Source organism: Nostoc sp. ChiQUE02 (assembly GCF_034531305.2).
Taxonomy (GTDB): Bacteria; Cyanobacteriota; Cyanobacteriia; order Cyanobacteriales; family Nostocaceae; genus Nostoc.
Window position 1 is genome coordinate 81,611 of record NZ_JAVRBN020000026.1, and the last position, 24,825, is coordinate 106,435.

Consider the following 24,825-nt stretch of genomic DNA (forward strand, 5'->3'; position numbering starts at 1 on the left):
AGTTATGAAAAATCCAGCTTTAAAAAAACACTATATTTTTTTCATCGGTGAAGAGTTGCCGCAGCCAGAGGCTCACCTAGTGCAGTCTACAAATGCAGCTAATGCTGCCGCCAACTTGGGATACTCAACAGTTTTGGTATACCCTGACAAAGGAGCAAAAGCGATTAACCTAATTAATCTAGCTCGTCCTTTTCAACCAAGAAAAACACCAACAGAACTTGTTAAATATTACAATCTCCATGACAAATTAAAAGTTGCTCCCTTACCAATGCCTTGGCCAATTGACCATTTTCGAGGCAAATTTACTGACTCTAACACCATTGCCAGCAAATATTATTTACCATTTCACATACTTCCAACTACTAAACTTGTCCACAGCCGTAACTGGAATTTTGTCAAAGCTGCGATCAAAAATGGCGTTCCGGCAATTTACGAACACCACCACCACGAAGACAAGCCATTTGAGCCAGAAATTGTCACAAATCCGCTGTTGCAAATTACTGTCACTGTTGTAGACACCATCCGCGAAAGTATGATTAAAAATGGGATGCCACCGGAAAAAGTAATTAGTCTGCACAATGGTTTTAATCGCTTATTTATGCAGAGACAACCAGAAAAAGCGGCAGAATGGCGTCAAAAATTATTGCAAAACGAAAGCCAAAAATTGGTAGTTTATGCGGGAGCGTTACAACAATTTAAAGGTATAGATGTACTAATTGATGTGGCTAATGAAATGCCTAATGTGCAATTTGCCTGTGCAGGCGGTAAGCCAACAGAAGTCGAATATTATCAGCAATTGGTAAAAGAAAAACAGGTTGATAATATTAAATTTTTGGGCTATGTCTTACATAATGAGTTAGCATCTTTGCTACAAGCAGCCGATGTTTTAGCTCACCCTCATTGTTCGGGAAAAGCGGCAACTTTCACATCTCCCTTAAAACTGTTTGACTACTTCGCCTCTGGAACTCCCATTGTCTCGACGGTAATTCCTTCATTAGTTGAGTTTCAAGATACTAAGTCCATTACTGCTTGGTGTGAACCAGATAACCCCAGCAAATTTGCCGAAAGTCTGAAGCGGGTTTTAGAAACTCATCCCAGAAAGATAGAAGGTTATCCAGATAGTATCAATTTTGTCAAGCAGTTTTCTTGGGAAAATCGAGCGGCAAAAATCCTTAGTTATGTTGATGAATCTTTGCTTCCCCAACTTATTGTGTAAGGAAAAATGGAGGGCATTAAATAAAATAACTAATGACTAATGACTAATGACTAATGACTAATGACTAATGACTAATAACTAATAACTAAAATGACTATTAAAACTGTAGGAATGATTAGCAGCTATCGAGGTTTAGAAACCAGAGCTGATTGGCTATGGCAACAAACCCCGAATCAATTTGGAGTTTGGGGCAATATGCAAATGCAGGCACTAGAAGCGAAACCAGATTTTCTGTTGATGTATCAATTTGATTTTCCCCAAGCATCGCCACAAAAATCTTGGTTAAATAATTTTCGCAAACGGCAGCAAAAATCAGTAGTAAATGTTGATTCTCTACTGCGTGGTGTGAGTAAAGAGCGGATTATTTATTTACTAAGAGAACCGCCTTTAGATGAAATTGTCGAAATAACTAATTATAATTACCAACAAGCCCAGAAGTATTCCGGCTATATTTCTGGCCCCGATGATTTTGCCCCCACTCCCGACTACATGCCTGCTATTTGGTATCATTCAAATTCATTTCAAGATTTAAATGAAATGCCACCTCCCCAAAAGGTTGCCCCATGTAGTTGGATTACTTCAGGAATTAGCCGCACTGCTAAACATCGTCAACGCTTAGACTTTTTGCAGTCCCTGCAATCTAGTGGCATGAAATTTGATTTGTATGGGCGTAATTTACCAGAATGGGCGAAGAAGTCGGGAGAACTAGGTAACAAATGGTATGGCATGGCACCATACTATTACAATCTGGCAATTGAAAACTATGCTGACAATAACTGGTATGTAAGTGAGAAACTTTGGGATAGTTTGCTTGCTTGGTGTCTGCCAATTTACTATGGGGGCCCGGCTGCTGATAAATTATTGCCACCGGGTAGTTTTTTGCGGTTGCCCAGTTTAGATGAAAAAGGCATTGCCTACATCCAAGAAGTGACAGCTACACCTGATGCTTGGTATGCTGCCAAAGATGCGATCGCAGAAGCACGTCAAATCATCTTACACAAATTAAACCTGCTTAACTGGTTATCAAACTTTGTTGATCAACACTCATAAATTATGAATGGTATTTGTACCCTTGGCAATGATTATGTTTTCGATCAACTGGTGGCTTTGCTCAACAGTATTGATGTTATCTTGGGGCCGGAAACTCCTGTTTGTATTTATCCTTTCGACGATCAGACACAACGAATCGCTGACGAAATCGCGAAACGCCCTAATGTATTTCTTTACGACGATCGAGAATCAATCAACCGCTGGGATCAATTTATGCTCTCAGCAGCACCAGAACGGTTGAATCGTAGTAAATTCCGATTGTATGGTGCTCACCGTCGTTTTTGTGCCTTTGATGGGCCCTTCGATAAGTTTATCTATTTAGATGCAGACACCTTGGTGATGAACTCACTAGCAACAGTGTTTGAAAAGCTAGATAGTTATGATTTTGTTGTCTACGATTTCCAATTTAAAGACGTTAGTAAAATATACAATGTTAATTCTCCCAAATTACTAGAACTTTTCGACCAAAACCGGATTGATTCCGAAATATTTTGCTCAGGCTTCTATGGAGCAAAGCGGGGAATATTTAACTCAGAACAAAGAGATTGGCTGGTATCGAATTTACAAAACGGTGAAGCAGAAATTTTGTATGACGGTGCTGGCGAACAACCACTGATCAACTACATGGTAATGAGGTCTAATCTTTCTATTTATAACTTTGCTCGCCAACTGCAAGATAATGAAAAAACAGGATGTTCTGCCACATCTAAGCACTTCGAGGAGCGAGAACATCTTCTATATGACAAAGGTAATCGTCTAACTTATCTTCATTACATTGGGATTCCTCCTAATATCAATCAAGCAGTCTGTGCTGGAGAAAATATTGAGTTTCCCTATCGAGATTTATTTCTCTACTATCGTTACCTACAGGAACCAGAAAAGCGTCCAGTCTTTAAAAATCCTCCTAAGAATTATAATGACGCTTCTACACCAAATTTACTTACAAGAGCTTTGCGAAAATTTAAGTTAATTAACCAAGGATAGTTTATGAGTCGGGGAATTTATATTGTTGCCAATGACCGGGTTATTGATAATGCGATCGCTTTATTAAATAGCATTCGTTACTACGACCCAGAAGTAACCATTTATCTCATACCTTTTAACGAAAATTATCACAAAGTAGCAGAACAGCTTGCTACCTTACATAACGTCCAAATTTTCCCAGATTTAGAACTTATTGATACATTTACCAAACGCATCGGAGAAATTTTTGATAGAGATTTCCTCGCCTTACCTAACAAAATGCGTAAACTGGTAGCGTGGTTTGGGCCTTTAGATGAATTTATTTATATTGATACTGATATTGTCGTTTTTGAAAAAATCGCTGACAATTTAGACAAACTTTCAGAAGTCGATTTCTTCTGTTGCGATTACCATCACGCCAATGACAAGCTGCGAAATATCTTTTCCCCATTTGTAAAAGAGCAGCAAATTTTTTCCGATGTCCAGCTTCAAGACGTTTTCAACAGTGGCTTTTGGGCTTCGAGAAAAGGAATTATTACCGAACAACAGATGGATGAAGCTTTGCGCGAATGTGCTGCACATCGCGAATATTTTGATTTTTCTGAAGGAGTTACAGACCAACCAATTTTAAATTATCTTGTGCTCAAGCTAATTGCAAAACGTGGAAATCTCGTCAAAATCCCTGGGGGAGGGCCTGGTAGTTGGGCGGGTTCGCAAAATTTCCAACAGCAAAACTATGCCCTCTATGACAGAGGACAACGACTAAAATATCTCCACTGGGCTGGTACGCGGATGAAAACTGGTAGTCCCTATTGGCAATTGTGGGAACATTATCGCTATCTTCATGAAGGTAAATTCGCTTTCATCCCTAAACTGACTCGCCGTTTATTTCCCTTTGTTGCTGCCCGCACTTAATATTAGGAGTATCCCAATGATTGATGGCATTTACATCCTAGCGAATGATGTTGTCTATGACCAATTAGTTGCGTTGCTCAACAGTATAGAAGCTAATGCTGGTCGAAAAATTCCTATTTGTATACTTCCATATAACGATCGCTTAGACAAGGTAAAAGCAGAGATTGCGTCTAGGGATAATATCACCTTATTTGAAGACTCTGATACTATAGCTTACTGGGATAATTTTGCTACCCAGATATGGAAAAATTACCCCAGAGCGCAAAAAACCTGGCGAAAGTGGGGCTTTCCAGAACTTTATGAGCTACCCATGCATCGCAAATTTTGTGCTATTGATGGTCCCTTTGACAGATTTATTTATTTTGATGCGGATACCTTGTTAATGGGGCCCGTAGATTATGTATATGAAAAATTAGATACTTATGATTGGGTAGTCAACGATTTTCAGTATAAATCTGATTTAAAATTTATTTTTGATGGCTCCCCAGAGCAGATACAGCAAGTTTTCAACACAGATAATTTGCAGTCTAAAATATTTTGTGCTGGTTGGTTTGCCACAAAAAAAAATATTTTTTCCTCAGCTATCAGAGCCAATTTACTCGACAAATTAAAATCAGGTGAAGCTGATGTTATGGCTTTTTTAGCACCTGATCAATCTTTATTTAACTACATGGTGTTGAGAAGTGGTATTTCATATTATAACTTTGCTTGTCATGACTGCGAACAGGCAACAGGTAATCACTGGAGTTCTCAATTTGATTTAGTAGATAATATCCTATATGACCAAGGGCGGCGGTTAACATACCTACACTATATGAGTATATCTTCTTCATCTTTTACGAGCCTTTGTGGGGGTGAAGATGTTGATATTCCTTACCGCGATATTTTCTTACATTATCGCTACTTAAAATCGCCTGAAAAACGCCCTCAAACCTTTACCCGCCCAAGTCAGATAACTCTTCTACAAAAGTCTACTAGCAAGTTTATTCAGCAAAAAGTCAATAATTTTAAGCTCAAATATCGCAATTTGAAAGATAGAATTACTAAGTAAAAGCGTCATGAGACATGGGGCATTGGCTACTTAGAAAGCATTCCTAAATATTTATTTCCCAGTCCCCACTCCCTACTCTTTACCTGTAATAAAAATTAAAATTACTCAAGGTTGCAAGTCTTAGACGCAATGAACGATAATAATAGCCGATAGTTCTATCTAGTCTAAGTGCCACCTTTTTCACAATCGAACGCTTCGGGTATTCAATTGCATTATGCTGTTGAAAATATATCAAGCTTTCTTCTGGATTTGCTTGCCCTTTTTTAATTTTTTCTCGTTCTACCCAATCTTTAAAATAAACAATATCCTCCATAACATCCCATCTAACTGATAATCCTGCTTTAGCAGCAGCTAATCCTATTGCATAACCAATAGCACAAGTAAAACCGTTTAACTCACAATATAATGCAATAGTTTCCCAATGCTTGAGAAATTCGATTTCACGCCCATCTTGCCTTGTAACTGCAAATAAAACTTCCATCACAAACTGGGTATTATTATCTTCTAAATTCAAATCAAGTTTATGTGCTATTTTGTGAACAATTTCCAAGTCTCTTGTTCTCTTGGGCTTGTGCAAATCATTTACTGAACTAATGTAAACTTTATTATGTTTGACAATACTGGTACAACTTCTTGCTGTGACGCCAGGAAGATATTTTAGATTTGGTGCTACTTTATCCAAAATTCGCATATCTACATCAACAAAAATGCAGGTATTAAATAGTGATAAGGCTTGGGCAATAACAAACCTCTTATCGTGGTAACAACCAATGCTTTGTTGTTGATGTGGAAAGGCTAAAACATGAGAATAATTACTAAATTGCTGTGGCTTATCTGTTAAAATTACAAATTTGGTTCCAGGTGAATGTTTTTCAAAATCTTGAGCTAATAGTAAAGCATGAGAGCGATATCTTTCACCTAAGGCTAAGGTGCAAAAGCAGAATTCTCTTTCTTGTTGACTCATAGTTTGTAAAGCTCGTTTGGAAAAGATAAAAATAAAAATTTGCACGAAAATTCGTACAAAGCTGAGTATTCTTGACTATTTTTTTAGCAGAGATACTAAAGTCCATGTACGTAATTCTAACGTGATTAGATATTGAAATTTGTTAAATTGAAAAAAAATCAGTATTAACCATTAACCGCCAGGAAATTATATTTACTGGCGGTCACAATTTAAGTTGATTTTAATATTGGTGGAGTTTTCTACATCTAAGAAAAAGAATCAAGAATCTAAGTCTAGAGATTGCATTCCTTCACGTTCGATAAAGGTGAGCATACTTCCCAACTGCAACCACACTAACAAACAAGTCAGAAGACTAATTGGTAAACCAACTCCTAAAGCTAGCAAGGAGGGAAAGCCAAATATTTCTAAGCCGGAAGACATAAATAGAGAAGTACCGCCTGTTATACCAAGAAATGGCACAAACAATTGTTTAAGTGAGGAACGTGGTTTAGTATCTTTTGTGCTATCGTCTGGCCATTTCTGCACAATTACTTTCAAAGTGCCAGATAATGCCAAACCAGATGTTAATGCTGCCAGAAAGCCAACAACTAAGAGGAAATAAGGGGGTTGCAATGGAAAATAGTACATAAAAACTCCTGGTTGATAAAGATTTTGGCGTTGCAGAACAGTGGAATGAATTGGGGTAAGCAAGGGATGCAGGAGGGAATTTTGGAATTTGCTAAATCATGCTGCTTTCTCTGCAACGCCAAGATTTTTTAATTTTTACTTGCTGACTGGTTTCCAGTAAAAGACCCAAGGAATGTAGCTTTTGGTAAGATAGCAGCTGCGCCTTCTCTTGATAATTCTGTTAAAATACCAATCGCTACATTTAATAAACGATCCGGCTTTAAGTCATCTTTAACCAGGTTCCACAGGCGTTGGACATCTTCGGTGTGGAGGCGGTCATCTTCGGTGAGAGCAAGCACCAGTTGTCGTCGCAGAAACTTGCCTTCTTCTGACATTAAATATTGAAACCCCATCTGGGCTGTGGGCAATACATCAAAGTTGCTATCAGTACGAGCGATCGCAATTAAATTCTCTAACCGTTGCCACTGGAATTTACCATCTTTGAACAACACATTCAATAATCGTCGCCGTAATTCGGGCGATTCCCCTGTCAGCAACCGCCGTGCTATATACGGATAACCCACTTCAACAATTTTGAAATTCGGGTTGAGGCTAAGGGCAATACCTTCCTGAGTCACCAAGGAACGAATAATCAAAGCAAACTTTGCCGGGACTCGGAAAGGATATTCATACATCAGTTCCGAGAATTCATCGGTAATAGTTTTGAAGTTAAAATCCTTGACATTTTTGCCAATAGCGTTTCCTAGCACCGCTTCTAATGCGGGTACAATCGGGCAAATATTCGTGTCTGGAGTCAGAAATCCTAATTTTACAAAATCTTCGGCTAAGTCGGTGTAGTCTTTATTCACCAGATGCACTAGGGCATCCACCAGTGTTTGTTTGGTGGTTTCCTCCAACTGATCCATCATGCCGAAGTCGATGTAAGCCATACGTCCATCAGGCATCGCAAACAGATTGCCAGGATGGGGGTCAGCATGGAAGAAGCCGTGTTCTAACAGCTGTTGCAATCCTGAGGTAACACCAATTTGGATGATTGCTTCTGGGTCTAAACCTGCTTCGCGGATGCGTTTAGTGTCCGTCAGCTTAAAGCCATTAATCCATTCCAGAGTTAAAACGTGGGTATTAGTGTAACGCCAGTAAATACCTGGAACTTTTACTTGTGGGTCGTTGTGGAAGTTGCTAGCAAATTTCTCGGCGTTGCGGCCTTCATTAATATAGTCAATTTCCTCAAATAACTTCGTGCCAAACTCGTCCACAATTAAAGTTAGGTCGTGACCGAGATTTAAAGGCAACCAAGGAGCTAGCCAACCTGCTGCCCAACGCATCAGATATAAATCGCGTGTGATTACTGGGTGTAAATTGGGGCGTTGCACCTTGACTGCGACTTCTTCGCCACTGATTAGACGACCCCGGTATACTTGACCCAAGCTAGCAGCAGCTACTGGATTAGGTGACAGCTCGCTAAAACTTTCGTGAATTGGCCGGTCTAGTTCCGTTTCGATTATCTGGTAAGCGATCGCATTGTCGAAAGGTGGTAACTGGTCTTGTAACTTCACCAGTTCTTCTAAAAAATCTTTGCGTATCAGGTCAGGTCTGGTGGAGAGGGCTTGACCAACTTTAATAAATGTCGGGCCGAGGCGGGTGAGCAGTTCTCGCAACTGGATAGCTCGTTTACCCTTGTTCTGCTCAACTTGATCTTGCCATTCGTCCCACTTGAGACTGAGTATAAATCCTGCAAAAGACCAGATGATTCTCAGCAATCGACCCCAGGCTAGCCAGGGACGGTAACTATAGTAGCGAGCGATCGCATCTGGATTATAGAGTTTTAGTTGAGCAGGTTGATACTGACTCACGCCTTTTTTTGCCTCTTCAACTGAAAAATTTACAATTATTGTTTTTTCCTGACCCACAAGCTTAGTTGCAAGTTCAGGATAGCGGTAGTCTTTTATCTAAAACAACTAGAACTTTACCCTTTTGAGGATAGTGTTCGAGGTGATTTTAGCCTATATTACTGCCTAGATTTGTTTATCTTTTTCTTAATTATACTTTATAAAACTACAACTACTTATCCAATTTTCAGATGATTTTATCTTTTCTTAACCATTTGTTATAAAAATATAAATGCTTACCTGATGTCTGAATGTATGCGAGTTTAAATAAAATGCGAAGCTTAGGTAATTTTATTTACTACTAGTTAGATAAAATACTAGTAATATTACTGTCTTGGATTTAATCATTTTAAAATTCAGACTGTCTTAGCTACCCATTTAGCTTTGCTTGAATACTTCTGCGAGATGGTCTTCTAAAACACTCGTCTTACTGAATGAAGTTGATAAAAAAGCACCACTAGTTACTGCGGTAACTGTAATTACAGCCCATTTTGTCACTAATTGTAGATGTAGAGCGAGAAGGTTCCGCCTCACGCTCCAAAATCAGCAATCTATAAGCCCATCTATTCGGTTTCTTACAGGACAAATTGTATAGTTAGGTGGAACAAATCAACCCACGACTCATAACAGAATTATCATTTCTGACTGTTATAAATTTGGTAATTGGTGGTGGTTTTGCCACAATTACCAATTACCAATTAGCTACTTTTAATTATCATGTAGTGCTATTTAGATTTAGCCTCCAAGTTTTCTAAACGGCTTCTCAATTCCTGGTTTTGTTGTTTGAGTTGGTCGAAATCTTCACGTAATTGACGCAGGGTTTTTTCTGAACCAATATTCTTTTGCACCTTGGAAATTTCTTCTTCAGCATAGCGACGTACACGCCCATCAGCTGTTTGTTCAGCTAGCGATCGCAAAATCCCAACGGCTTTGGGTGTTTCCATTTGTCCTAATGCTGCGGCTACCGCCACTTGGGTTAAAAAGAAGGTTTCTTTGGCTAGTTCTGTTAATTTTTCTAGAATTCGTTCCAAATTAACCGGACTCTGACCTATAGAAATCTTTCCTAAAGCGCGAATTGTGGCTAAACGTAGAGGTTGTGGTACACCAAGTTTGGTATATTCGATTAGCAGATTTAAAGCTGTTTCCGAAGTTTTGAATTCAGCTAATCCAGCAACTGCACCACTTCGCACTACTTCATTCCAACCCGCCTTTTCTTCTAAAACGGATTTCAGTAGTTTTAATACCTTGTCTTCCTTGGGTTTTTCTTCCAAGTTTGCAGATGCGTAGGCGAAGCCCCTCGCAGAGATCGCCCCGATCACACGAGAAGCTGCTGCCTCCACGTAGTAGCTAGGATCGCCCTTTTGCACTAACCCTCTTACAACTTTATAGCTTTCAGCAGTTTTAATTTGAGCAAGTGCTTCCACTACAGATCGTCGCACGTAAGCATTTTTATCTTTTAACCCAAGAACTAAGCCATCAAAGGCTTGATCTAAATTAATTTGGGCTAGTTGTTTCGCTGCTTCGACACGCACACCCCACAATGGGTCATTTTTTAGCGCCGCAGATAATGCTTTTGTCGCTTCTAACCCGCCTTTTTTCGCCAAAGCTTCTGATGCATAGATGCGCGAAATCGAGTCGGGATCAAATTCTAACTGTGCTTTTAACTCTGATATTGGATACTCTAAAGCTACTGTTTTTAAGTAATTATTTCCAACATCAAAGCTAATAAATTGGGGCTTATTTTCTAGGGGGAAGTAGAAGCTTTGTTCACGTTCATTTACCCGGACAGTAAAAGTTTTGAGTTGTGAGTTAGGAGTTAGGAGTTTGGAATTATTTTTAACTCCTAACTCCTCATTCCTAACTTCTTCCTGTTGGGTATAGCCAAAACCAATAGGTATTTTTAAATCAAACAAATCCTTACTGCCATTTTTACCTTCAGCAGCTTGGGTTTGAGTTACCGTGATTTTTGCCAAATTAGCATCCCCATCCCAAGAGTAAGCTACTTTAAAATCGGGATGACCTCCACGAAAAACGTATTGGTCAAAGAGGAATAAAAGATTATGTCCGGTAGCCTTTTCAATCGCCCTGAGTAAGTCTACTGTTTCTACGGTTTTGTGGGCATTATCTTGAACAAATGTTTGGATAGCCTGCCAAAACAATTCATTTCCTAATTGGGCCCGAATCATGTGATAAACACAAGATCCTTTTTCGTAAATGTGGCGATCGTAAAGCTCAATAGCTTCCCGGTAAACATGTGTTACCATCGGGCGACGATAACGGCTGCTATCTTCACTTAAGTAACGACGAGCTTCTAATAAACGATAGTAAGCTGCTTCTTGGAGACTATATTCCTGTTCTGTCCACATAACCTCAGAGTAAGAAGCCATTCCTTCTTTAATCCAAGCATGAGACCAATGCTTAATCACCACCAAATCACCAAACCACTGATGCGCGAGTTCGTGGACGACTAAACTTTCGGTGTTGCGGTTATCTAAAGCGGCGCGTTCATCCAGCAAGCATCTATCTGTTAACAGGGTTGTGGAGGTGTTTTCCATCCCGCCAAAGATGAAGTCATCGACGCAAACTTGAGCGTATTTCGGAAAAGGGTATGGATAACCATACTTTTGGCTCAAAAATTCGATCATCCGAGGAGTTTTGCCCATGCTGCGTTTAGCATCTTCCTCCCGTCCCTTTTCTACGTAGTAGGTGACTGGTTTACCCTTCCACTCGTCCTGAATTTCAGCAAAATCACCTACTGCCAAAGTCATCAGATAGGTAGGATGAACTTGTTGCTGTGACCAATGGTAGATTTTATAATCACCATCTTCTGTGGTGTCAATCAATTCACCATTAGAAATAGCCACCAGAGGGTTGGGAACACGGACGCGAATTTCCGAAGTAGACAGTTGCCCTGGATAGTCAAAGCAGGGGAACCAAAAGCGAGAGTCTTCGTCTTCTCCCTGAGTCCAAACTTGAGTAGGCTTGTTCGGGTAGTGCTTGTCTGGTTGAATAAAATAAATACCGCGTTGCGGTTTTTCTACCGAGTAGGCGATCGCAATTAGCAAGTGTTTGCCAATCTGGGTTGCCTCAGAAAGTTGAATGGAAAGCTGTTCCCCGTCGTAGTCAAAATTTTGTGGCACCTCGTCCACCTGCACAGACTCGATATTCAGGTTGACAGCATCCAAAGTCAAACGGTCAATGCCATTACGGATTGGCAAGAGGCGAATGCTACAACTGCCCTGATAGCAATGCTTTGGAATATCCAAGCTGAGATCGAGAAAAATATGCTCTACCTGTCCGGGGCGATCGGGGTTGTAGTGTGGTCTTGCTCCCGGTAACTCAAAAGGTTTGTGTCCGTTATTATCTGTATCAAAATAAGACTTCGACATTGATCCTTACTGACCTTGTAATCCTGAAAAGTCTGGCTTGGCTGGATGTTGTTAAGCTAAATAGCGGTATTTGTATTTCCCAAATCAACAGGGTAATATGCAGGTGAGAATTCACCTTTGGGATTGGGGATTGAAATTAATCTCACCCGAATTTCCAAAGGTCGGTTGTCGATATTTGGACTTTTTTCCATATCCCTTCCGCATTTACTTTTCCTGATGTTTTGCACTTTTTTGTCATCGAGTCAAGAGTCTCTTGCACCTCGATAATTTCTCATTAAGTACAAATACTCCTAATTGTTCTTATAACTTAGGATAGCTCGCCGCTGTTGAGCAGGCTATTTTGTTTGAGATGAACAGCATATCATTGTGCAGATTCGCTCCTCATCCCATTGAAGTATTTTTGAGAGTAATTTTAGACTGCTAACTTATAGGACTACTAATTTTATCAGTAAATACCGATCAATGAGCGGAAATTATTAATAAATCCGAAAACTCTACAGTGACACTTGTATAAATCTCGGTGACAATCTGAGCAAAAGAGGATAACAAAATGCCCGAAAGTAAATCAAAGTTTTTCATTCCTGCTGTTGGTGCTGCTGTAGTTGTAGCAGGAAGTATAGCGGCTTATACATATTTTAAAGGCCCGTCAGGAGGTAGTTCAGATGCTCTAGGCAGTGCGAAAGTAGTACCTTCAACAGCATTGATGGCAACTTATATTACTACTGACCCTGGAGCTTGGGCAAAATTACAACAGTTTGGCACTCCAGAAGCAAAAAAGTTAGTAGCAAAAAATCTGGAAGATTTCAATAAGCAAATGTTCAGTGACGGTAACGTTTCTTATGAAAAAGACATAAAGCCTTGGGCTGGTGGTGTCATGATTGCTGTACTACCACCAAATTCTGTGAAACCCGCACAGTTCAACGTGCCCTCTGGGAAACCTAATGTACCAACAAATTTACAGCAGGAACAGAATATCTTGATAGTGGTGGGAATCAAGGACAAGCTGAGTGCCTTGAATTTTGCTAACAAATTGAAGTCACAAAAAGGGGTAAAATTCCAGGAATCTGACTATCAAGGTCAAAAAATTATCGAAACTACAGAAAATGGCAAGCCGACTTATAGCGTTGTTTTAAATAATAGTCACTTGGTATTAGCTCCGAAAAAGCAAGCTGTAGAAAAAGCAATTGACACCTTTAAAGGACAGTCTTCTTTTGCCAGTCAAGAAGGTGCTAGTAACATTCTTAAAGGAGTGGATGTCAAAAACAGCCTTGCCCAAATTTACGTACCAGACTATGCAGGCATGGTACAGCAATTAGCAGCCGGAAGTCCGCAGGCAAAGCAGTTACCCCCACAAACCCTGACGCAACTGAAGCAGATAAAATCTGTGGTGGCGGGTATTGGTGTTGATGATGCAGGAGTGCGAGTAAAAGCGATCGCCAATTTAGATCCGCAACTAAATAAGTTTCAGTATCAATCAAGCCCTGGAAATATAGTTGGGCAATTTCCCACTGATACCTTTGCTCTGATTAGCGGAAATGGCATCAGCCGTGGCTGGGAAGCGCTAGTAGAACAGTCAAAAGATTATCCAGAAATGAAGCAAGCTTTGGAACAAGCACGAGGACAACTGAAAATTGTCAATATAGACCTGGATAAGGATATTTTTGGCTGGATGAATGGGGAATTTGCCTTTGGTGCGATTCCATCAAATCAAGGGGTGTTAGCGAGTGTTGGTTTTGGAGGTGCTTTAGTATTTGATACTAGCGATCGCAAAACTGCTGAAGCTACCTTAACAAAATTGGATACCCTCGCCAAAACCCAACAAATCAACGTCGCCAACAGAAATATCGGTGGTAAAGACGTAACTGAATGGCAAATTCCCCGACAAGGAGCTTTACTGGCACATGGTTGGCTGGATCAAGATACTGTATTTGTCGCTGTTGGTGGCCCAGTTGCTGACGCAGTTGCCGATCGCAAGAATCCATCTCTCGATAATGGCGATGCTTTCAAAGCCGTTACTGGTTCTTTGCAAAAGCCCAACGGCGGCTATTTCTACCTGGATATGGATAAAACTAAAACTGTGCCTCTGATCAATAGTTTTGTATCATCTAACGCCGATACAATCACCATTTTGAATTCCATTCGTGGTGTTGGTTTTACCGCTATTAGCCCTGATAAATCCACCAGTGAATTGGAGATGTTGTTAGCTCTTAAGCCTAGTGCAAAGTAGGGCATTGGGCACAAGAGGCACAAGAGGCAGGGAGCAGGGAGCAGAGGGGAAAACTCTTCTCCCTTGCTCCCTGCTTCCCTGCTTCCCCTACTCCCTCACTTCCTCATCTCCCACCCTACGGGAAGTTAAAACTACATCTCCCCCAGTCTTTTTCTTCAATTTTGAATTTTGAATTTTGAATTGATTTCTCCCTCATCCCCCCACTCCCCACTTACAAAACTTGATTATTCCGAGTTTCCAAGGTTTGGTTGAGCCTATCCAACGCGCCAGTCAATCTTTCCTGGGCGACAAGGTTAGGATCTGGCAAGGGTTCATCGGCGACTTCTTCTTGTCTCTTGAATTTTTGTAAGGCTCGAATTGCCACAAATAAAATTAAGGCAATGATTACAAAGTCAACTATTGCGCTAAGAAACTCACCAATCTTGATTCCCGGACTAATAGTGATTGTTCTCCAGTCTTTGCCAGTAAAACTAATTAAGGGATTAATCAATGGCATGATCACATCTTCTACAAAGGAAGTGATAATCTTGCCAAAAGCAGTACCAATGATGACGGCGATCGCTAAGTCAACTACGCTGCCTTTGAGGGCAAATTCTTGAAAATCTCTTAAAAAGCCACTTACTCTTCTTCTTGCTCTTGCCATACTTGAGACTCAATAAGTTAGTTGTAGTCTTTTTTTATATGGCATTTAGCTTTGTGCCCTCCCTGTTGAGATAGATTTTGTTAACTATTGAAATTTTGCCAATCTTAAAAGAATAGCTGTGATGAACTATAGATTGGAAATTAGGGTGAGCCTATGGAGAAGCAAATGACGCTGATTTCCAGATATAAAGCTTCCATAACACGAATTTTCAGCTGCCAGTGAGACTGCCGTTATACAATTCAATTCATTTTTAGACTGCTGTCCAGCAAGTATGTCATAAGTAGAAAAGGCTGTTAAATGCAAATTGATTTATGACCGCTGCTGTAAACACTAATCCTGGTTTAGCTTCCCGCTTGGTGAATGGCATACTGGCAATCCAGCCTTTAGCTAACCTAGCCAAGCATCAAGCTAGACAAATGATGATTAAACGTGCCGAGAGAATTGGTGTGCCTTGGACACAAGAAGTCGAAATGCTACAGGCGCGTGATTGGAAGGCTGATCTAGCTCAAGTAGAAAATCTTCAGCTTTCCTACCCAGAATACTACGTCACCTCATTCCATGCCTACGAAACCGGAAATCTCAGCTGGCAAGCTGCTTTTGAGGTAGAACCTGCTGCTTACGCTGTCCACGCTAAGATTTGGCAGGGCGCTGAAGAAGCGCAAGGCGATCCTATGCTGCGCCAAAGCTACCACAATATCCTGAAAAGTCAAATCCCTAACGAGCCGCAAGACATCTTAGATGTAGGGTGTAGTGTTGGCTTGAGTAGTTTTGCCCTACAAGCAGTTTATCCCCATACGAAAATTACAGGCTTGGACTTATCTCCCTACTTTTTAGCTGTTGCCAATTACCGCGCCCAACAACGTCAAGCTAAAATTAACTGGCTTCATGCCCAAGCGGAATCGACCGGGCTACCTGATGCCTCTTTTGATTTAGTTTCCATTTTCCTGATGTGCCACGAATTACCCCAGTCAGCAACCCGACAAATTTTAGCTGAAATGCGGCGCTTGCTGCGTCCGGGTGGCTACTTGGCAATCATGGATATGAATCCAAATTCTGAAGTTTACAAAAAAATGCCAGCCTACATTTTGACTTTGCTCAAAAGTACTGAACCGTATTTAGATGAATATTTCGCTTTGGACATTGAGCAAGCTATTGTTGAGGCGGGTTTCCAAACTCCTACGATCGCTAACAATACCCACCGTCACCGTACAGTTATTGCTCAGGTGAGTGGTTGATTTTTCTCTACTGCTGTGGGCAGCAATACCACCATTGCTGCTGCTAGGCTACTACTACTGTCGGGTACCATTTGCCCCACCTCTTTTAAGGTTGCTGATGTTCTTTATCATCGGGGCAATATCTGGTATCTTAGCCCTTAGACTCGAATGGAATTTTGAAATTGTAGCCAACTCTTTTGTAGACTGGTATCAGATTAAGCAATCGCTTCTTGGTGTAGCCTTACGGCAGCTTGTGGAAGTCGGTCCAATTGAAGAAGGCTGCAAGTTGGCTGCGGTTATTGTCCCAACCTACTATCTGCAAGCCAGGTATCGATTACTTCACTCTAGCGTTTTCCTCTTCACTATAGCTGTTGCCCTTGGATTCACTGCCGAAGAGAACTGGATTTACTTTTTTCACGGTACAGCATCAACTCTTGACCGTAGTATCGGTACGCCAGTCCACGCTATGTTCTCTGCACCTTGGGGATATGCCTTAGGAATCTATATTTCCTCTCACACTCGATTAAATCGAGACAAGAAGTTCATTTTTAGGGCTTGGCTAAATTCTGTAATCTGTCATGCTCTAGTTAATGTCCTATCTATTGCTTGGGGTTACTCATTACCCATATGTTTCCTGAGTTATGGTTTATTTCCGTTTTTGTTGTGGATGTTTTGGCGACTGGAACAATTACTGCGAAAAGTGCAACGTAAGACTGTAATTACCCTGATTTCAGACCGTACAAGCCAGCGCCGTTACTGGCAGAGGAGTTTAGTGCTGTTTGCCCTCCTGCTGGGTGGAAATGCTATTTTTGGGTTGTTACTCCTAGCCAGAAAAATTAGTCCTTTGAGTCCGTCAAAGCTTTTTGACACTTATATTTTGTGGTTTATATTTAGTCGCTTTTTACTAAATCTCTTTTTTGGAGTTTTAGCTTGGGGTATTTATCGCTATTTACGATATTCTGCCCGCCGTCGGTATTTTTAAAATATGATTTAGGAAAAGGCTAGGGGGTTTCTATGCAAACAACTCCAGTGCGTTGGACGACTGCTGATCTAGAGCTATTTGCTAGCGATCGCAGAAATCGCTATGAGATTATTGATGGAGAACTATTTGTGACTAAAGCGCCTAACTGGGATCATCAAACGAGCTGCGCCAATATTGTTACAGTTCTTAAAATTTGGTCAGATGAAACTGGTTTAGGTCAGGCTGCGATCGCACCTGGAATTATTTTCTCAGATTCTGACAATGTGATTCCTGATGTGGTGTGGGCAAGTCATGAACGCTTACAAAACTTGCTAGATGAGGCTGGACATCTCACGGGCGCACCAGAGTTAGTAGTAGAAGTTTTATCACCCGGCGAAAAAAACGAAAAACGCGACAAAGAAACAAAGCTAAAGCTGTACTCGGTGCAAGGAGTTCAAGAATATTGGATTTGCGATTCTGTACAAAAGAAAGTTGAGGTTTATCGACGCGAACAGGCTGCATTAAAGTTAGCAGCTACTTTATTTAATCAAGATGAACTGACAAGTCCTTTGCTACCTGGTTTTAATTGCTTAGTAAGTAAACTTTTCTAGCTGGGCATGGGCATGGGCATGGGGATGATCTAAATTCCCTATGTCCTATGCCTAATTTTCAATTAGTTAAACTTGTGCTAATACTGACTGATTTACGGATGCGTTGACTGAATCTAATTCAGACCCCGTGCAGTAGATTTCACAGGAGTTATTAGGACTTTCAATCAATTTTACTTTGTAAAGTTTAGCCCCCAATTCCTGAATGGGCGATCGCAGTAAATTACTAATGTAAAGTGCGATATTCTCAGCAGTCGGTACAACTTCGGCAAAGTAAGGAATGTCTTTGTTTAAAAAGGTGTGATCGAATGGCTCTACTACATAATCTTCTACAACTTGATTCAAACCCCCTAAATCGACAATCATGCCGGTGCGTGGGTCAATTTTACCTTTAACAGTGACTTCTAGATGATAGTTGTGTCCATGACCGTGGGGACGAGCGCACTTACCATAAATCTCAGCGTTTTCTTCGTTACTGAGGTTAGGATGAGCTAGCCGATGGGCGGCGCTAAAGTGAGTACTGATGGTGAGGTAGGCTTCCATTGCGTTTCCCATATAATCTGCCCAAAGTTCAGGATGTTCAAATAACTGCACACGGACTAGAGGCAAATGGGGTGCTAGCCGCTGCCAGATAATCCGTGCAATATTTTCAGTGGTGGGCAGAGTTTGTTGAAATTCTGCCCACACATCGTTGAGATAAGAGAAGTCCAATTGACTGGTAACTTCCCGTTTAATTACGTGTTTCACATCAGACAAGTTCAGCACCATGCCATATTCATCCAATTCCCCGGCTAGGGAGATGAATAAAACATAGTTATGTCCGTGTCCCGGAAATCTAGTACCTGCACCAAATTTCTCTATATTTTCGGCTTCACTCAGTTCTGGCAACCAATAACGATGACTTGCTGAAAACTGAGCACGGCGATTAACAATGCATTGCATGAGTACACTATGAGCAGAATTTAAAATTTCTTAACTTTTCTCTGCTTCCAGCATAAACTAATTCATAAGTTATATGTCATTCATCCTTAGTCATTCGTCCTTAGTCATCCAGCAATAATTGACTATGTAACAGAAGCTTGTGCTTCACAGTGCAATCTCGAAGCTATGCGAAATAGTTCATGACCTGTGTGTAAATAACGCTCATCGTAGTTCAAAGGGAAATAACCTAATTCATCGAGTCCATCTGCTACTTGATCGAGGCTGTAGTAGAGGTGAGCAGCTGTTCTTGCTAGACTAGGAGGATTTGGCAGGGAGCGAAAAGTAATTTGTGCCTGCTTGAGGTCATCTCGACAGGTTTTTAAGTATTCCTGAAATTCATCTAACAACTCATCATCAAAGGGATCGGCAGCTAATTGCTCCATTTGTTCTTCTAACGAATAAAGAATCGTACAAAGCAAGCGATTTACTGGTTGGTAGACTTGGCGCAGCCATTCTTCAACTTGCTCGTCAACATCCCGTCCAGTTTTTCGTCTTGTCTGGTAATGCTGTTGCGCTGATGCTGTACGCTGTTGGCGATCGCTATTTAATTTTTGGGAGTCATCTTGCAGTTCTTGGTCATAATTACGGCGATTTTGGTTGTCGCCTAAGACCTCATAAGCTGCATTGATGCGGATAATTTGCTCGCGATCGGCTGTTTCCTGATTACTGTCAGGATGAAACAACTTAACCAAGCGGCGATAAGCTTGCTTAATCTCCGCTTGGCTAGCACTTGGACTAACTTTGAGAGTTTCGTAATGGTTAGAAACGTGCTTAGAATTGACCATTAATTCAATTTATTGTTAACTGACGCTAGCGGCTAACCTTGCCTCCAGGTCTTGGAACAACGGCGTACTCAAATACCTCTCACCAAAACTGGGCTGAATCATTACAATTAAACGCCCTTTGTTTTCTTGACGTTGGGCAACGCGAATTGCTGCACATAAAGCTGCTCCACTGGAAATGCCAGATAGTAGCCCTTCTTCTTTTGCCAAACGCCGACTATAAGCGATCGCTTCTTCATCGGTGACGGTAATCACTTCATCAATCAATTTTATCTTTAATACTTGCGGAATAAACCCAGCACCAATTCCCTGAATTTTGTGTGGGCCTGGACGTCCCCCAGATAAAACTGGGCTATTGGCTGGTTCAACAGCGATCGCCTTGGAATTAGGCTTGCGTGCTTTAATCACTTCTGCTACACCAGTGATCGTACCACCTGTACCCACTCCTGCCACAATGATATCAACTTGTCCATCGGTATCTTCCCAGATTTCAAGCGCTGTAGTTTCCCGATGCACTTTTGCATTGGCTGGATTGCGGAACTGCTGCAACATATAGGTATTTGGCGTAGTATTAACCATTTGTTGCGCCCGCTGAATTGCCCCACTCATGCCTTCCATTCCTGGTGTTAGTTCCAGTTCTGCTCCATAAGCTCGTAACATTGCCCGACGCTCTCCACTCATCGTCTCTGGCATTGTCAAAATTAACCGATAACCTTTAGCTGCTGCTGCCATTGCTAGGGCAATTCCTGTGTTTCCAGAGGTGGGTTCTACCAATACTGTTTTTCCAGGAGTAATTAGCCCCTCCTCTTCAGCGGCGTTAATCATACTTACCCCAATCCGGTCTTTGACTGATGCCGATGGGTTCATACTTTCCAGTTTCACCACAATTTCCGCAACACATCCTTCTGCTTGAGGAATGCGGTTTAACTGCACTAAGGGTGTACGACCGACAAGTTCTGTAATGTTACGAGCTATTCGCATAAATTAGTCCTTAATTATTAATTATTTGTTATTGGTCATTAGTCATCAACAAATGACAAATGACTCTTGACTAAATGTAGTACATGATATCCAATTGCCGCCGCGAATCTCGTTTTTCACAAAGATCCTGGAGCGTATATTTTTGCAACACTGAATTTGCCGCGCGACTTGCTTCTTGCCAAATTTCTTCTATAACTGAACTGTCTATGCTTTTGGAATTAACGTTTTCTTCACCAGCCCGTGCCTCTAACCCTTCTAAACATTCCAAAATCTCAAAAAGGATGATTTTCCAGGGTTCTCGCGTTAACAGATAGCCACCTTTTGACCCGCGCTGACTCTTAACTATACCGCCACGCCTCAAGGTTGCTAGTAGCTGTTCCAGATAGCGATCGGGTATGTTTTGTTGTGCTGCAATTTGTCGAATTTGCAGCGGTTCGCCACTTTCGTAATGAGCGGCCATCTCTAATAAGGCCAGAATTGCGTATTCTGATTTACACGATAGTTCCACAAGCAGCAATAAGTTAAGGGTTAGGAATTAGGAGTTAGGAGTTAGAAGTTAGAATATTACGTGATATGTAACTTTATACCGCCAAGTTCTATTAGAAAAGCTCACTCAGAAAAAGTTGCTGGCAGCGTAAGTTAGAAGTTCGTCACTGGTAGGGTGAGCATTACAATGCCTACCCTACTCTGCTCTATTCATATAAAAACCGCCATAACTCATAACCTCTAACTCACAACTCCTAACTTTTCTAGTATACTCCGGTTAACTACTGGGGTTTGTCCATTGCTGGTACTGAAAACAAAAAGCCCCGCCTGATGGCGGGGAGAAATAGAGTTCAAAATTGTTAGTGGATAGTCAACAGTCTAGAAGGTGAAAGTTGTTCTGAGCGTACCGATAATTGCATCATCGTTATCGCTGTTTTGACCAGGAGAGGTCAACCAGATTACACCAGGGGTAACAGAGATGTTATCTGACACACGATACTTGTAGAAGCCTTCAAAGTGATAGGGTATATCATTACCAGCAGCAACACCTGCTCGGTTAAAGGCATAGGGTTCTGCACCAGCAAAAACACCTAAAACGTTACCCTTTTTGCCGAAATCAGGTAAGGCTACCCCAACACCATAGCTCCAAGCTTCATAATCATCACCTGCACCAAAGCCGGTGACATCATGGTAAGATACGAAGCCACTAACTGACAGTTTGTCGCTGGGTCTAAACGCAGCCGACACACCATAGGAATTGCTTGAAGAGGCATTTGTAGCACTAAGGGCGTTAGCTTGTCCAGTACCTACTAGAACCTCTCCAAAAGTTCCATCTGAAGTGGAACCTGAATTGAATAACAAACCACCTGCGGCACTATAACCGTGAACATAGGTAGCAGCTAAAGCTAACCGATCGCCAACACTAAAGTTCAACTGTCCAAGAGCTGCATAGTCGCCGTTGGTCAGACCTGAACTCAGAGTAGGATTATTAGCTTCTGATGCTAAGTAACCCGCAGTGATTGAGCTATTTCCCAGGATACCGCCACCTTTACCAAGGGGTAGATTGAGCGCTATACCTGCACCACCACCAATCCGATAAATGGGACTTTCAGAAGCAAAGGTAGATAAAGCGCCGTTACCGCCATCAGTGTTGTCGAAAAAGTAAGGATTATTAACGGCTGCATAATGGCTGTGTCGTCCACCACTAGCTGCGAGGTACACTTGGGCTGGCCCTATGGGAGCTTCATAGGTCAATCGGTCTATTTTGACGCTGTTGTTCCCAGTGCTACCGACTTGAAATGTTTGTGTGCCTTCCGCATCACCGATGATAGGATTACCAGCGTTATCCCTTAGTGAAAAGGCTTGTGCATTACCGGCTGCTAGACGTGTGTGCAAAACATCTCTACCCGTGAAGCTGGTTTGCAAGTCTAAACGTACTCTGTCTTGGAAGACGGTATTATTGTTATCACCAGTGGTTCCCCCAAACGCATCACTAACGGCAAAAACGGCTTCACCAACTAGTTTTGTGGTAGTAGAGAACTGATTAGCTTCCAATTCAGCAGTCCGCGCTTCTAGGGAATCTACACGACCGCGTAGAGTTGCCAGTTCTGCGGAAAATTCTTCTTGCAACCGTTGTAAGGTAGCTAAATCTTGTTTGGTTACCAAGTCAGCTGTTGCTGTGGCAATCAATTCGTTAACCCGATCCAAACAGGCGTTCAAACCCGCAGCAAATTCATAACGGGTCAAAGCACGGTTACCGCGATAAGTAGCATTCGGGTAACCTGCAATACAACCATAGCGCTCAACCAAGGATTGCAATGCTTGGAATGCCCAGTCGGTGGGTTGTACGTCGGAAAACTGAGAAACCGATGTTACTTGAGACTGAGAGTTATTTTGATTGCCTTCGTTGCTGTAGCGATTAACTTGATCTATCGTTGTTTGAGCCAATATTTCTGGCTGCTGGGCAACTTCCGTTACACCTAGTTGCTTGGCTGGTGATACTTCAGTGGTTGTGCTTGGAGCCGCAATTGCTGTTGTCGAAACTAACAATGTTGCTCCCAAAACTGCTGGGCTAACCACTAAGGATTTCCACAATAAATTAGACATCTTTTCCTTACTCCTCACACCTTGTTTAGATAATTGTTTTCGTGCACCTAATTCTCAAAAATGCGACATCTCATTAAAATTTGTGGATGAGGCATAGTTGCCACTACTACAATTTTAGTTTTTGCAAAGCTAATAAACGATTAACTTAGGGTTAAAAACTTATGTAATTAACTTATGCAAAAACATATCTTTATATCATAACATTATAAAACATCTGATCTAGATGGCAAGATTAGAGCGATCGCCTTAATAACTGTCACACATAAGTTATCTATATATCTAAGCATGGAGTAGAGTTTAGGGCATTTGCCCCCTATTTGGCTAAATTACTCAAAGCTTTAGACACTTAGCAGATTGTAAGTAAAAATCACTTCTTGCACTTAGCCCTAGTAAAAATCGCACACCAGTTAAAAGACACTGGCTCGGCTATATAAAGGAAGTTTGTCTGCTATTGCGATCTTAAAAATCAAGGCTTTGGAAACCCACCCACTCCAAAGCAAAACCCGTAGTTCTACTCTTAAAGCTTGCTATGCGCTACGTTGTCCCGTCGAGGTAACTTCCAGTTGCCTAGTGCAAGATGTTAGAAGAAATTACTTAATTAATTTGGGAAATCGCCTGCGCTACATCAAAGTCAGCCTGCGTCAGCCCACCTGCATCATGTGTTGTGAGTGTAATCTTCACTTTGTTGTAGGAAATCTCTATATCTGGATGATGTCCTGCCGACTCAGCCGGCTCCACCAGCTTATTGACAAACTCGATTGCTTGGATAAAATTCTTGAATGTACGGGTAATTTGCAACTTGGAGCCTTCAACAGTCCAATCTGACAGAACCTTTGCACTTTTTTGAATTTCCGCCTCGGTAAGTAGTTTTGCCATAATCACAAAATTCCTGGTTGTATTATATTGGTCATATTATGTATTTCATAAAATCCAACCCCTTTTATTCTCTACAAAGAAAGGATGGGAGGATAAAGCAGAGCATAATGCGTGTGTGGATATTTAAATTAGACTCAATAGATATACGCTATTGCTCACATCTGGTCAGACCCCAAGGTTTGATGAAAAATATTTTTCTTTTTAAGAAAACTTAAACGCATTGGCTTTGCCCGCCGCAGGCATGGTTATCTAAGTTTTCAAAATTAACCATTGATAAAACAAAAGTTACCCATAAAAAACTATCCGCCCTGATTTAGATCGGATGGTCTAAGTCAGAGCGGTCTAGCGGGTCTTCAGGTTGCAACCAGACTGCCGGAAGGAACTCCGAGCTTGCCTAGCTACTTGAGCTAACTTAGTATCTCAAAGATGACTAAGGCTAACTTTTAGAGAACAGCCCCGGCACACAGCCGGCTAACTGCAACCTGATGACCCATGCATTTACTACTTTCTATCATGGGCATCACCTCCTTATTGCCTAAGCGGTCTTAGTTTTAAAAGGGCAGAGAATTTACTCTGGGTTCATAACCTTCACCTAACATAACACATAAATTTAGAGATATTAACCATATACAGAAAAAAATCTCCCACCTTTTGGTGGGAGATCACTGGAGAATGGGGAATATTGACACTTTATTGGCTTATTACAAGGAGATTATTTAATCTGGGTAGTGTCAATTTTCGGCAACCACAACTGTTATTCAGGTCATGGTCGGCTTTTTGTTCTTAGAGTTTTAGAGAGCATTACCGCGAGGTAGAACTTCCTCAGGGAATACAAATTGTTCGTGGGGTTGATCTTGAGGAGCCATCCAAGCGCGGATACCCTCATTCAGCAAAAT

The 24,825-nt window shown here is 41.3% G+C and carries 21 protein-coding genes; 9 read left to right on the top strand and 12 right to left on the bottom strand.

Going from position 1 to position 24,825, the window contains the following annotated elements; all coding sequences use genetic code 11:
* Window positions 1-4 precede the first annotated feature (4 nt).
* The 5 genes from RM347_RS23880 (at window position 5) to RM347_RS23900 (ending at window position 5,195) form a co-directional block, all read left to right on the top strand.
* A complete protein-coding gene (locus RM347_RS23880) occupies window positions 5-1,216 on the top strand; it encodes a glycosyltransferase (protein ID WP_322716809.1) in 1,212 nt (403 codons plus the stop codon).
* Window positions 1,217-1,306: 90 nt separating this feature from the next.
* Complete coding sequence (locus RM347_RS23885) at window positions 1,307-2,266, top strand: glycosyltransferase family 10 domain-containing protein (RefSeq protein WP_322716808.1); 960 nt, start codon at window positions 1,307-1,309, stop codon at window positions 2,264-2,266.
* 3 nt (window positions 2,267-2,269) lie between these two features.
* Window positions 2,270-3,250 carry an Npun_R2821/Npun_R2822 family protein gene (locus RM347_RS23890; protein ID WP_322716807.1) on the top strand — a complete coding sequence of 327 codons (981 nt, stop codon included), beginning with the start codon at window positions 2,270-2,272 and terminating at the stop codon, window positions 3,248-3,250.
* Window positions 3,251-3,253: 3 nt separating this feature from the next.
* Complete coding sequence (locus RM347_RS23895; RefSeq protein WP_322716806.1) at window positions 3,254-4,144, top strand: Npun_R2821/Npun_R2822 family protein; 891 nt, start codon at window positions 3,254-3,256, stop codon at window positions 4,142-4,144.
* A gap of 16 nt (window positions 4,145-4,160) precedes the next feature.
* Entirely contained in the window at window positions 4,161-5,195 is a 1,035-nt protein-coding gene (locus RM347_RS23900) for an Npun_R2821/Npun_R2822 family protein (protein ID WP_322716805.1), read from the top strand.
* A gap of 79 nt (window positions 5,196-5,274) precedes the next feature.
* Here the strand turns inward: RM347_RS23900 and RM347_RS23905 are convergent, their stop codons facing one another.
* The 5 genes from RM347_RS23905 to RM347_RS23925 form a co-directional block, all read right to left on the bottom strand.
* The gene (locus tag RM347_RS23905; RefSeq protein ID WP_322716804.1) at window positions 5,275-6,159 is read right to left on the bottom strand and encodes a hypothetical protein; all 885 of its coding nucleotides are present in this window, start codon (window positions 6,157-6,159) and stop codon (window positions 5,275-5,277) included.
* Between the two features lie 258 nt (window positions 6,160-6,417).
* Window positions 6,418-6,786 carry a hypothetical protein gene (locus RM347_RS23910; RefSeq protein WP_322716803.1) on the bottom strand — a complete coding sequence of 123 codons (369 nt, stop codon included), beginning with the start codon at window positions 6,784-6,786 and terminating at the stop codon, window positions 6,418-6,420.
* A gap of 128 nt (window positions 6,787-6,914) precedes the next feature.
* Window positions 6,915-8,639: an ABC1 kinase family protein gene (locus RM347_RS23915; protein ID WP_322716802.1), complete on the bottom strand. Its 1,725-nt coding sequence runs from the start codon at window positions 8,637-8,639 to the stop codon at window positions 6,915-6,917.
* 761 nt (window positions 8,640-9,400) lie between these two features.
* Window positions 9,401-12,064 (bottom strand): M1 family metallopeptidase, encoded by a 2,664-nt coding sequence (locus RM347_RS23920; RefSeq protein WP_322716801.1) that lies wholly within the window; start codon window positions 12,062-12,064, stop codon window positions 9,401-9,403.
* 56 nt (window positions 12,065-12,120) lie between these two features.
* Entirely contained in the window at window positions 12,121-12,255 is a 135-nt protein-coding gene (locus RM347_RS23925; RefSeq protein ID WP_322716800.1) for a hypothetical protein, read from the bottom strand.
* Window positions 12,256-12,614: 359 nt separating this feature from the next.
* On the opposite strand from RM347_RS23925, the gene RM347_RS23930 reads away from it, so the two are divergent.
* Window positions 12,615-14,291 carry a DUF3352 domain-containing protein gene (locus RM347_RS23930; protein ID WP_322716799.1) on the top strand — a complete coding sequence of 559 codons (1,677 nt, stop codon included), beginning with the start codon at window positions 12,615-12,617 and terminating at the stop codon, window positions 14,289-14,291.
* A 211-nt stretch (window positions 14,292-14,502) separates the two neighbouring features.
* Here RM347_RS23930 and mscL read toward each other — a convergent pair whose 3' ends face one another.
* Window positions 14,503-14,934: a large conductance mechanosensitive channel protein MscL gene (gene mscL, locus RM347_RS23935; RefSeq protein WP_322716798.1), complete on the bottom strand. Its 432-nt coding sequence runs from the start codon at window positions 14,932-14,934 to the stop codon at window positions 14,503-14,505.
* A 311-nt stretch (window positions 14,935-15,245) separates the two neighbouring features.
* Between mscL and RM347_RS23940 the strand changes: the two genes are divergently transcribed.
* From RM347_RS23940 to RM347_RS23950, 3 genes are read left to right on the top strand one after another with little or no spacing between them, the layout of a single operon-like run.
* Window positions 15,246-16,169: a class I SAM-dependent methyltransferase gene (locus tag RM347_RS23940; protein WP_322716797.1), complete on the top strand. Its 924-nt coding sequence runs from the start codon at window positions 15,246-15,248 to the stop codon at window positions 16,167-16,169.
* Window positions 16,162-17,130: a PrsW family intramembrane metalloprotease gene (locus RM347_RS23945; RefSeq protein WP_322716796.1), complete on the top strand. Its 969-nt coding sequence runs from the start codon at window positions 16,162-16,164 to the stop codon at window positions 17,128-17,130. The genes RM347_RS23940 and RM347_RS23945 overlap by 8 nt, the downstream gene beginning before the upstream one ends.
* A 32-nt stretch (window positions 17,131-17,162) precedes the next feature.
* A complete protein-coding gene (locus RM347_RS23950) occupies window positions 17,163-17,720 on the top strand; it encodes a Uma2 family endonuclease (RefSeq protein ID WP_322716795.1) in 558 nt (185 codons plus the stop codon).
* Between the two features lie 66 nt (window positions 17,721-17,786).
* On the opposite strand, the gene RM347_RS23955 is transcribed toward RM347_RS23950, so the two are convergent.
* The 6 genes from RM347_RS23955 to RM347_RS23980 form a co-directional block, all read right to left on the bottom strand.
* Window positions 17,787-18,659 carry a 6-carboxytetrahydropterin synthase gene (locus tag RM347_RS23955; RefSeq protein WP_322716794.1) on the bottom strand — a complete coding sequence of 291 codons (873 nt, stop codon included), beginning with the start codon at window positions 18,657-18,659 and terminating at the stop codon, window positions 17,787-17,789.
* Window positions 18,660-18,781: 122 nt separating this feature from the next.
* Complete coding sequence (locus RM347_RS23960; RefSeq protein ID WP_322716793.1) at window positions 18,782-19,483, bottom strand: J domain-containing protein; 702 nt, start codon at window positions 19,481-19,483, stop codon at window positions 18,782-18,784.
* Between the two features lie 15 nt (window positions 19,484-19,498).
* A complete protein-coding gene (gene cysK / locus RM347_RS23965; protein WP_322716792.1) occupies window positions 19,499-20,461 on the bottom strand; it encodes a cysteine synthase A in 963 nt (320 codons plus the stop codon).
* Between the two features lie 70 nt (window positions 20,462-20,531).
* Window positions 20,532-20,969 carry an RrF2 family transcriptional regulator gene (locus RM347_RS23970; RefSeq protein ID WP_322716791.1) on the bottom strand — a complete coding sequence of 146 codons (438 nt, stop codon included), beginning with the start codon at window positions 20,967-20,969 and terminating at the stop codon, window positions 20,532-20,534.
* A gap of 356 nt (window positions 20,970-21,325) precedes the next feature.
* Complete coding sequence (locus RM347_RS23975; RefSeq protein ID WP_322716790.1) at window positions 21,326-23,053, bottom strand: iron uptake porin; 1,728 nt, start codon at window positions 23,051-23,053, stop codon at window positions 21,326-21,328.
* 594 nt (window positions 23,054-23,647) lie between these two features.
* Window positions 23,648-23,929 carry a 4a-hydroxytetrahydrobiopterin dehydratase gene (locus RM347_RS23980; RefSeq protein WP_322716789.1) on the bottom strand — a complete coding sequence of 94 codons (282 nt, stop codon included), beginning with the start codon at window positions 23,927-23,929 and terminating at the stop codon, window positions 23,648-23,650.
* Window positions 23,930-24,825 lie beyond the last annotated feature (896 nt).

Bases quoted from the DNA above. Each gene is read 5' to 3' on its own strand.
- RM347_RS23880 (WP_322716809.1), top strand. From the start codon at position 5: ATGAAAAATCCAGCTTTAAAAAAACACTATATTTTTTTCATCGGTGAA.
- RM347_RS23885 (WP_322716808.1), top strand. From the start codon at position 1,307: ATGACTATTAAAACTGTAGGAATGATTAGCAGCTATCGAGGTTTAGAA.
- RM347_RS23890 (WP_322716807.1), top strand. From the start codon at position 2,270: ATGAATGGTATTTGTACCCTTGGCAATGATTATGTTTTCGATCAACTG.
- RM347_RS23895 (WP_322716806.1), top strand. From the start codon at position 3,254: ATGAGTCGGGGAATTTATATTGTTGCCAATGACCGGGTTATTGATAAT.
- RM347_RS23900 (WP_322716805.1), top strand. From the start codon at position 4,161: ATGATTGATGGCATTTACATCCTAGCGAATGATGTTGTCTATGACCAA.
- RM347_RS23905 (WP_322716804.1), bottom strand. From the start codon at position 6,159: ATGAGTCAACAAGAAAGAGAATTCTGCTTTTGCACCTTAGCCTTAGGT.
- RM347_RS23910 (WP_322716803.1), bottom strand. From the start codon at position 6,786: ATGTACTATTTTCCATTGCAACCCCCTTATTTCCTCTTAGTTGTTGGC.
- RM347_RS23920 (WP_322716801.1), bottom strand. From the start codon at position 12,064: ATGTCGAAGTCTTATTTTGATACAGATAATAACGGACACAAACCTTTT.
- RM347_RS23925 (WP_322716800.1), bottom strand. From the start codon at position 12,255: ATGGAAAAAAGTCCAAATATCGACAACCGACCTTTGGAAATTCGGGTG.
- RM347_RS23930 (WP_322716799.1), top strand. From the start codon at position 12,615: ATGCCCGAAAGTAAATCAAAGTTTTTCATTCCTGCTGTTGGTGCTGCT.
- mscL (WP_322716798.1), bottom strand. From the start codon at position 14,934: ATGGCAAGAGCAAGAAGAAGAGTAAGTGGCTTTTTAAGAGATTTTCAA.
- RM347_RS23940 (WP_322716797.1), top strand. From the start codon at position 15,246: ATGACCGCTGCTGTAAACACTAATCCTGGTTTAGCTTCCCGCTTGGTG.
- RM347_RS23950 (WP_322716795.1), top strand. From the start codon at position 17,163: ATGCAAACAACTCCAGTGCGTTGGACGACTGCTGATCTAGAGCTATTT.
- RM347_RS23955 (WP_322716794.1), bottom strand. From the start codon at position 18,659: ATGCAATGCATTGTTAATCGCCGTGCTCAGTTTTCAGCAAGTCATCGT.
- RM347_RS23960 (WP_322716793.1), bottom strand. From the start codon at position 19,483: ATGGTCAATTCTAAGCACGTTTCTAACCATTACGAAACTCTCAAAGTT.
- cysK (WP_322716792.1), bottom strand. From the start codon at position 20,461: ATGCGAATAGCTCGTAACATTACAGAACTTGTCGGTCGTACACCCTTA.
- RM347_RS23975 (WP_322716790.1), bottom strand. From the start codon at position 23,053: ATGTCTAATTTATTGTGGAAATCCTTAGTGGTTAGCCCAGCAGTTTTG.
- RM347_RS23980 (WP_322716789.1), bottom strand. From the start codon at position 23,929: ATGGCAAAACTACTTACCGAGGCGGAAATTCAAAAAAGTGCAAAGGTT.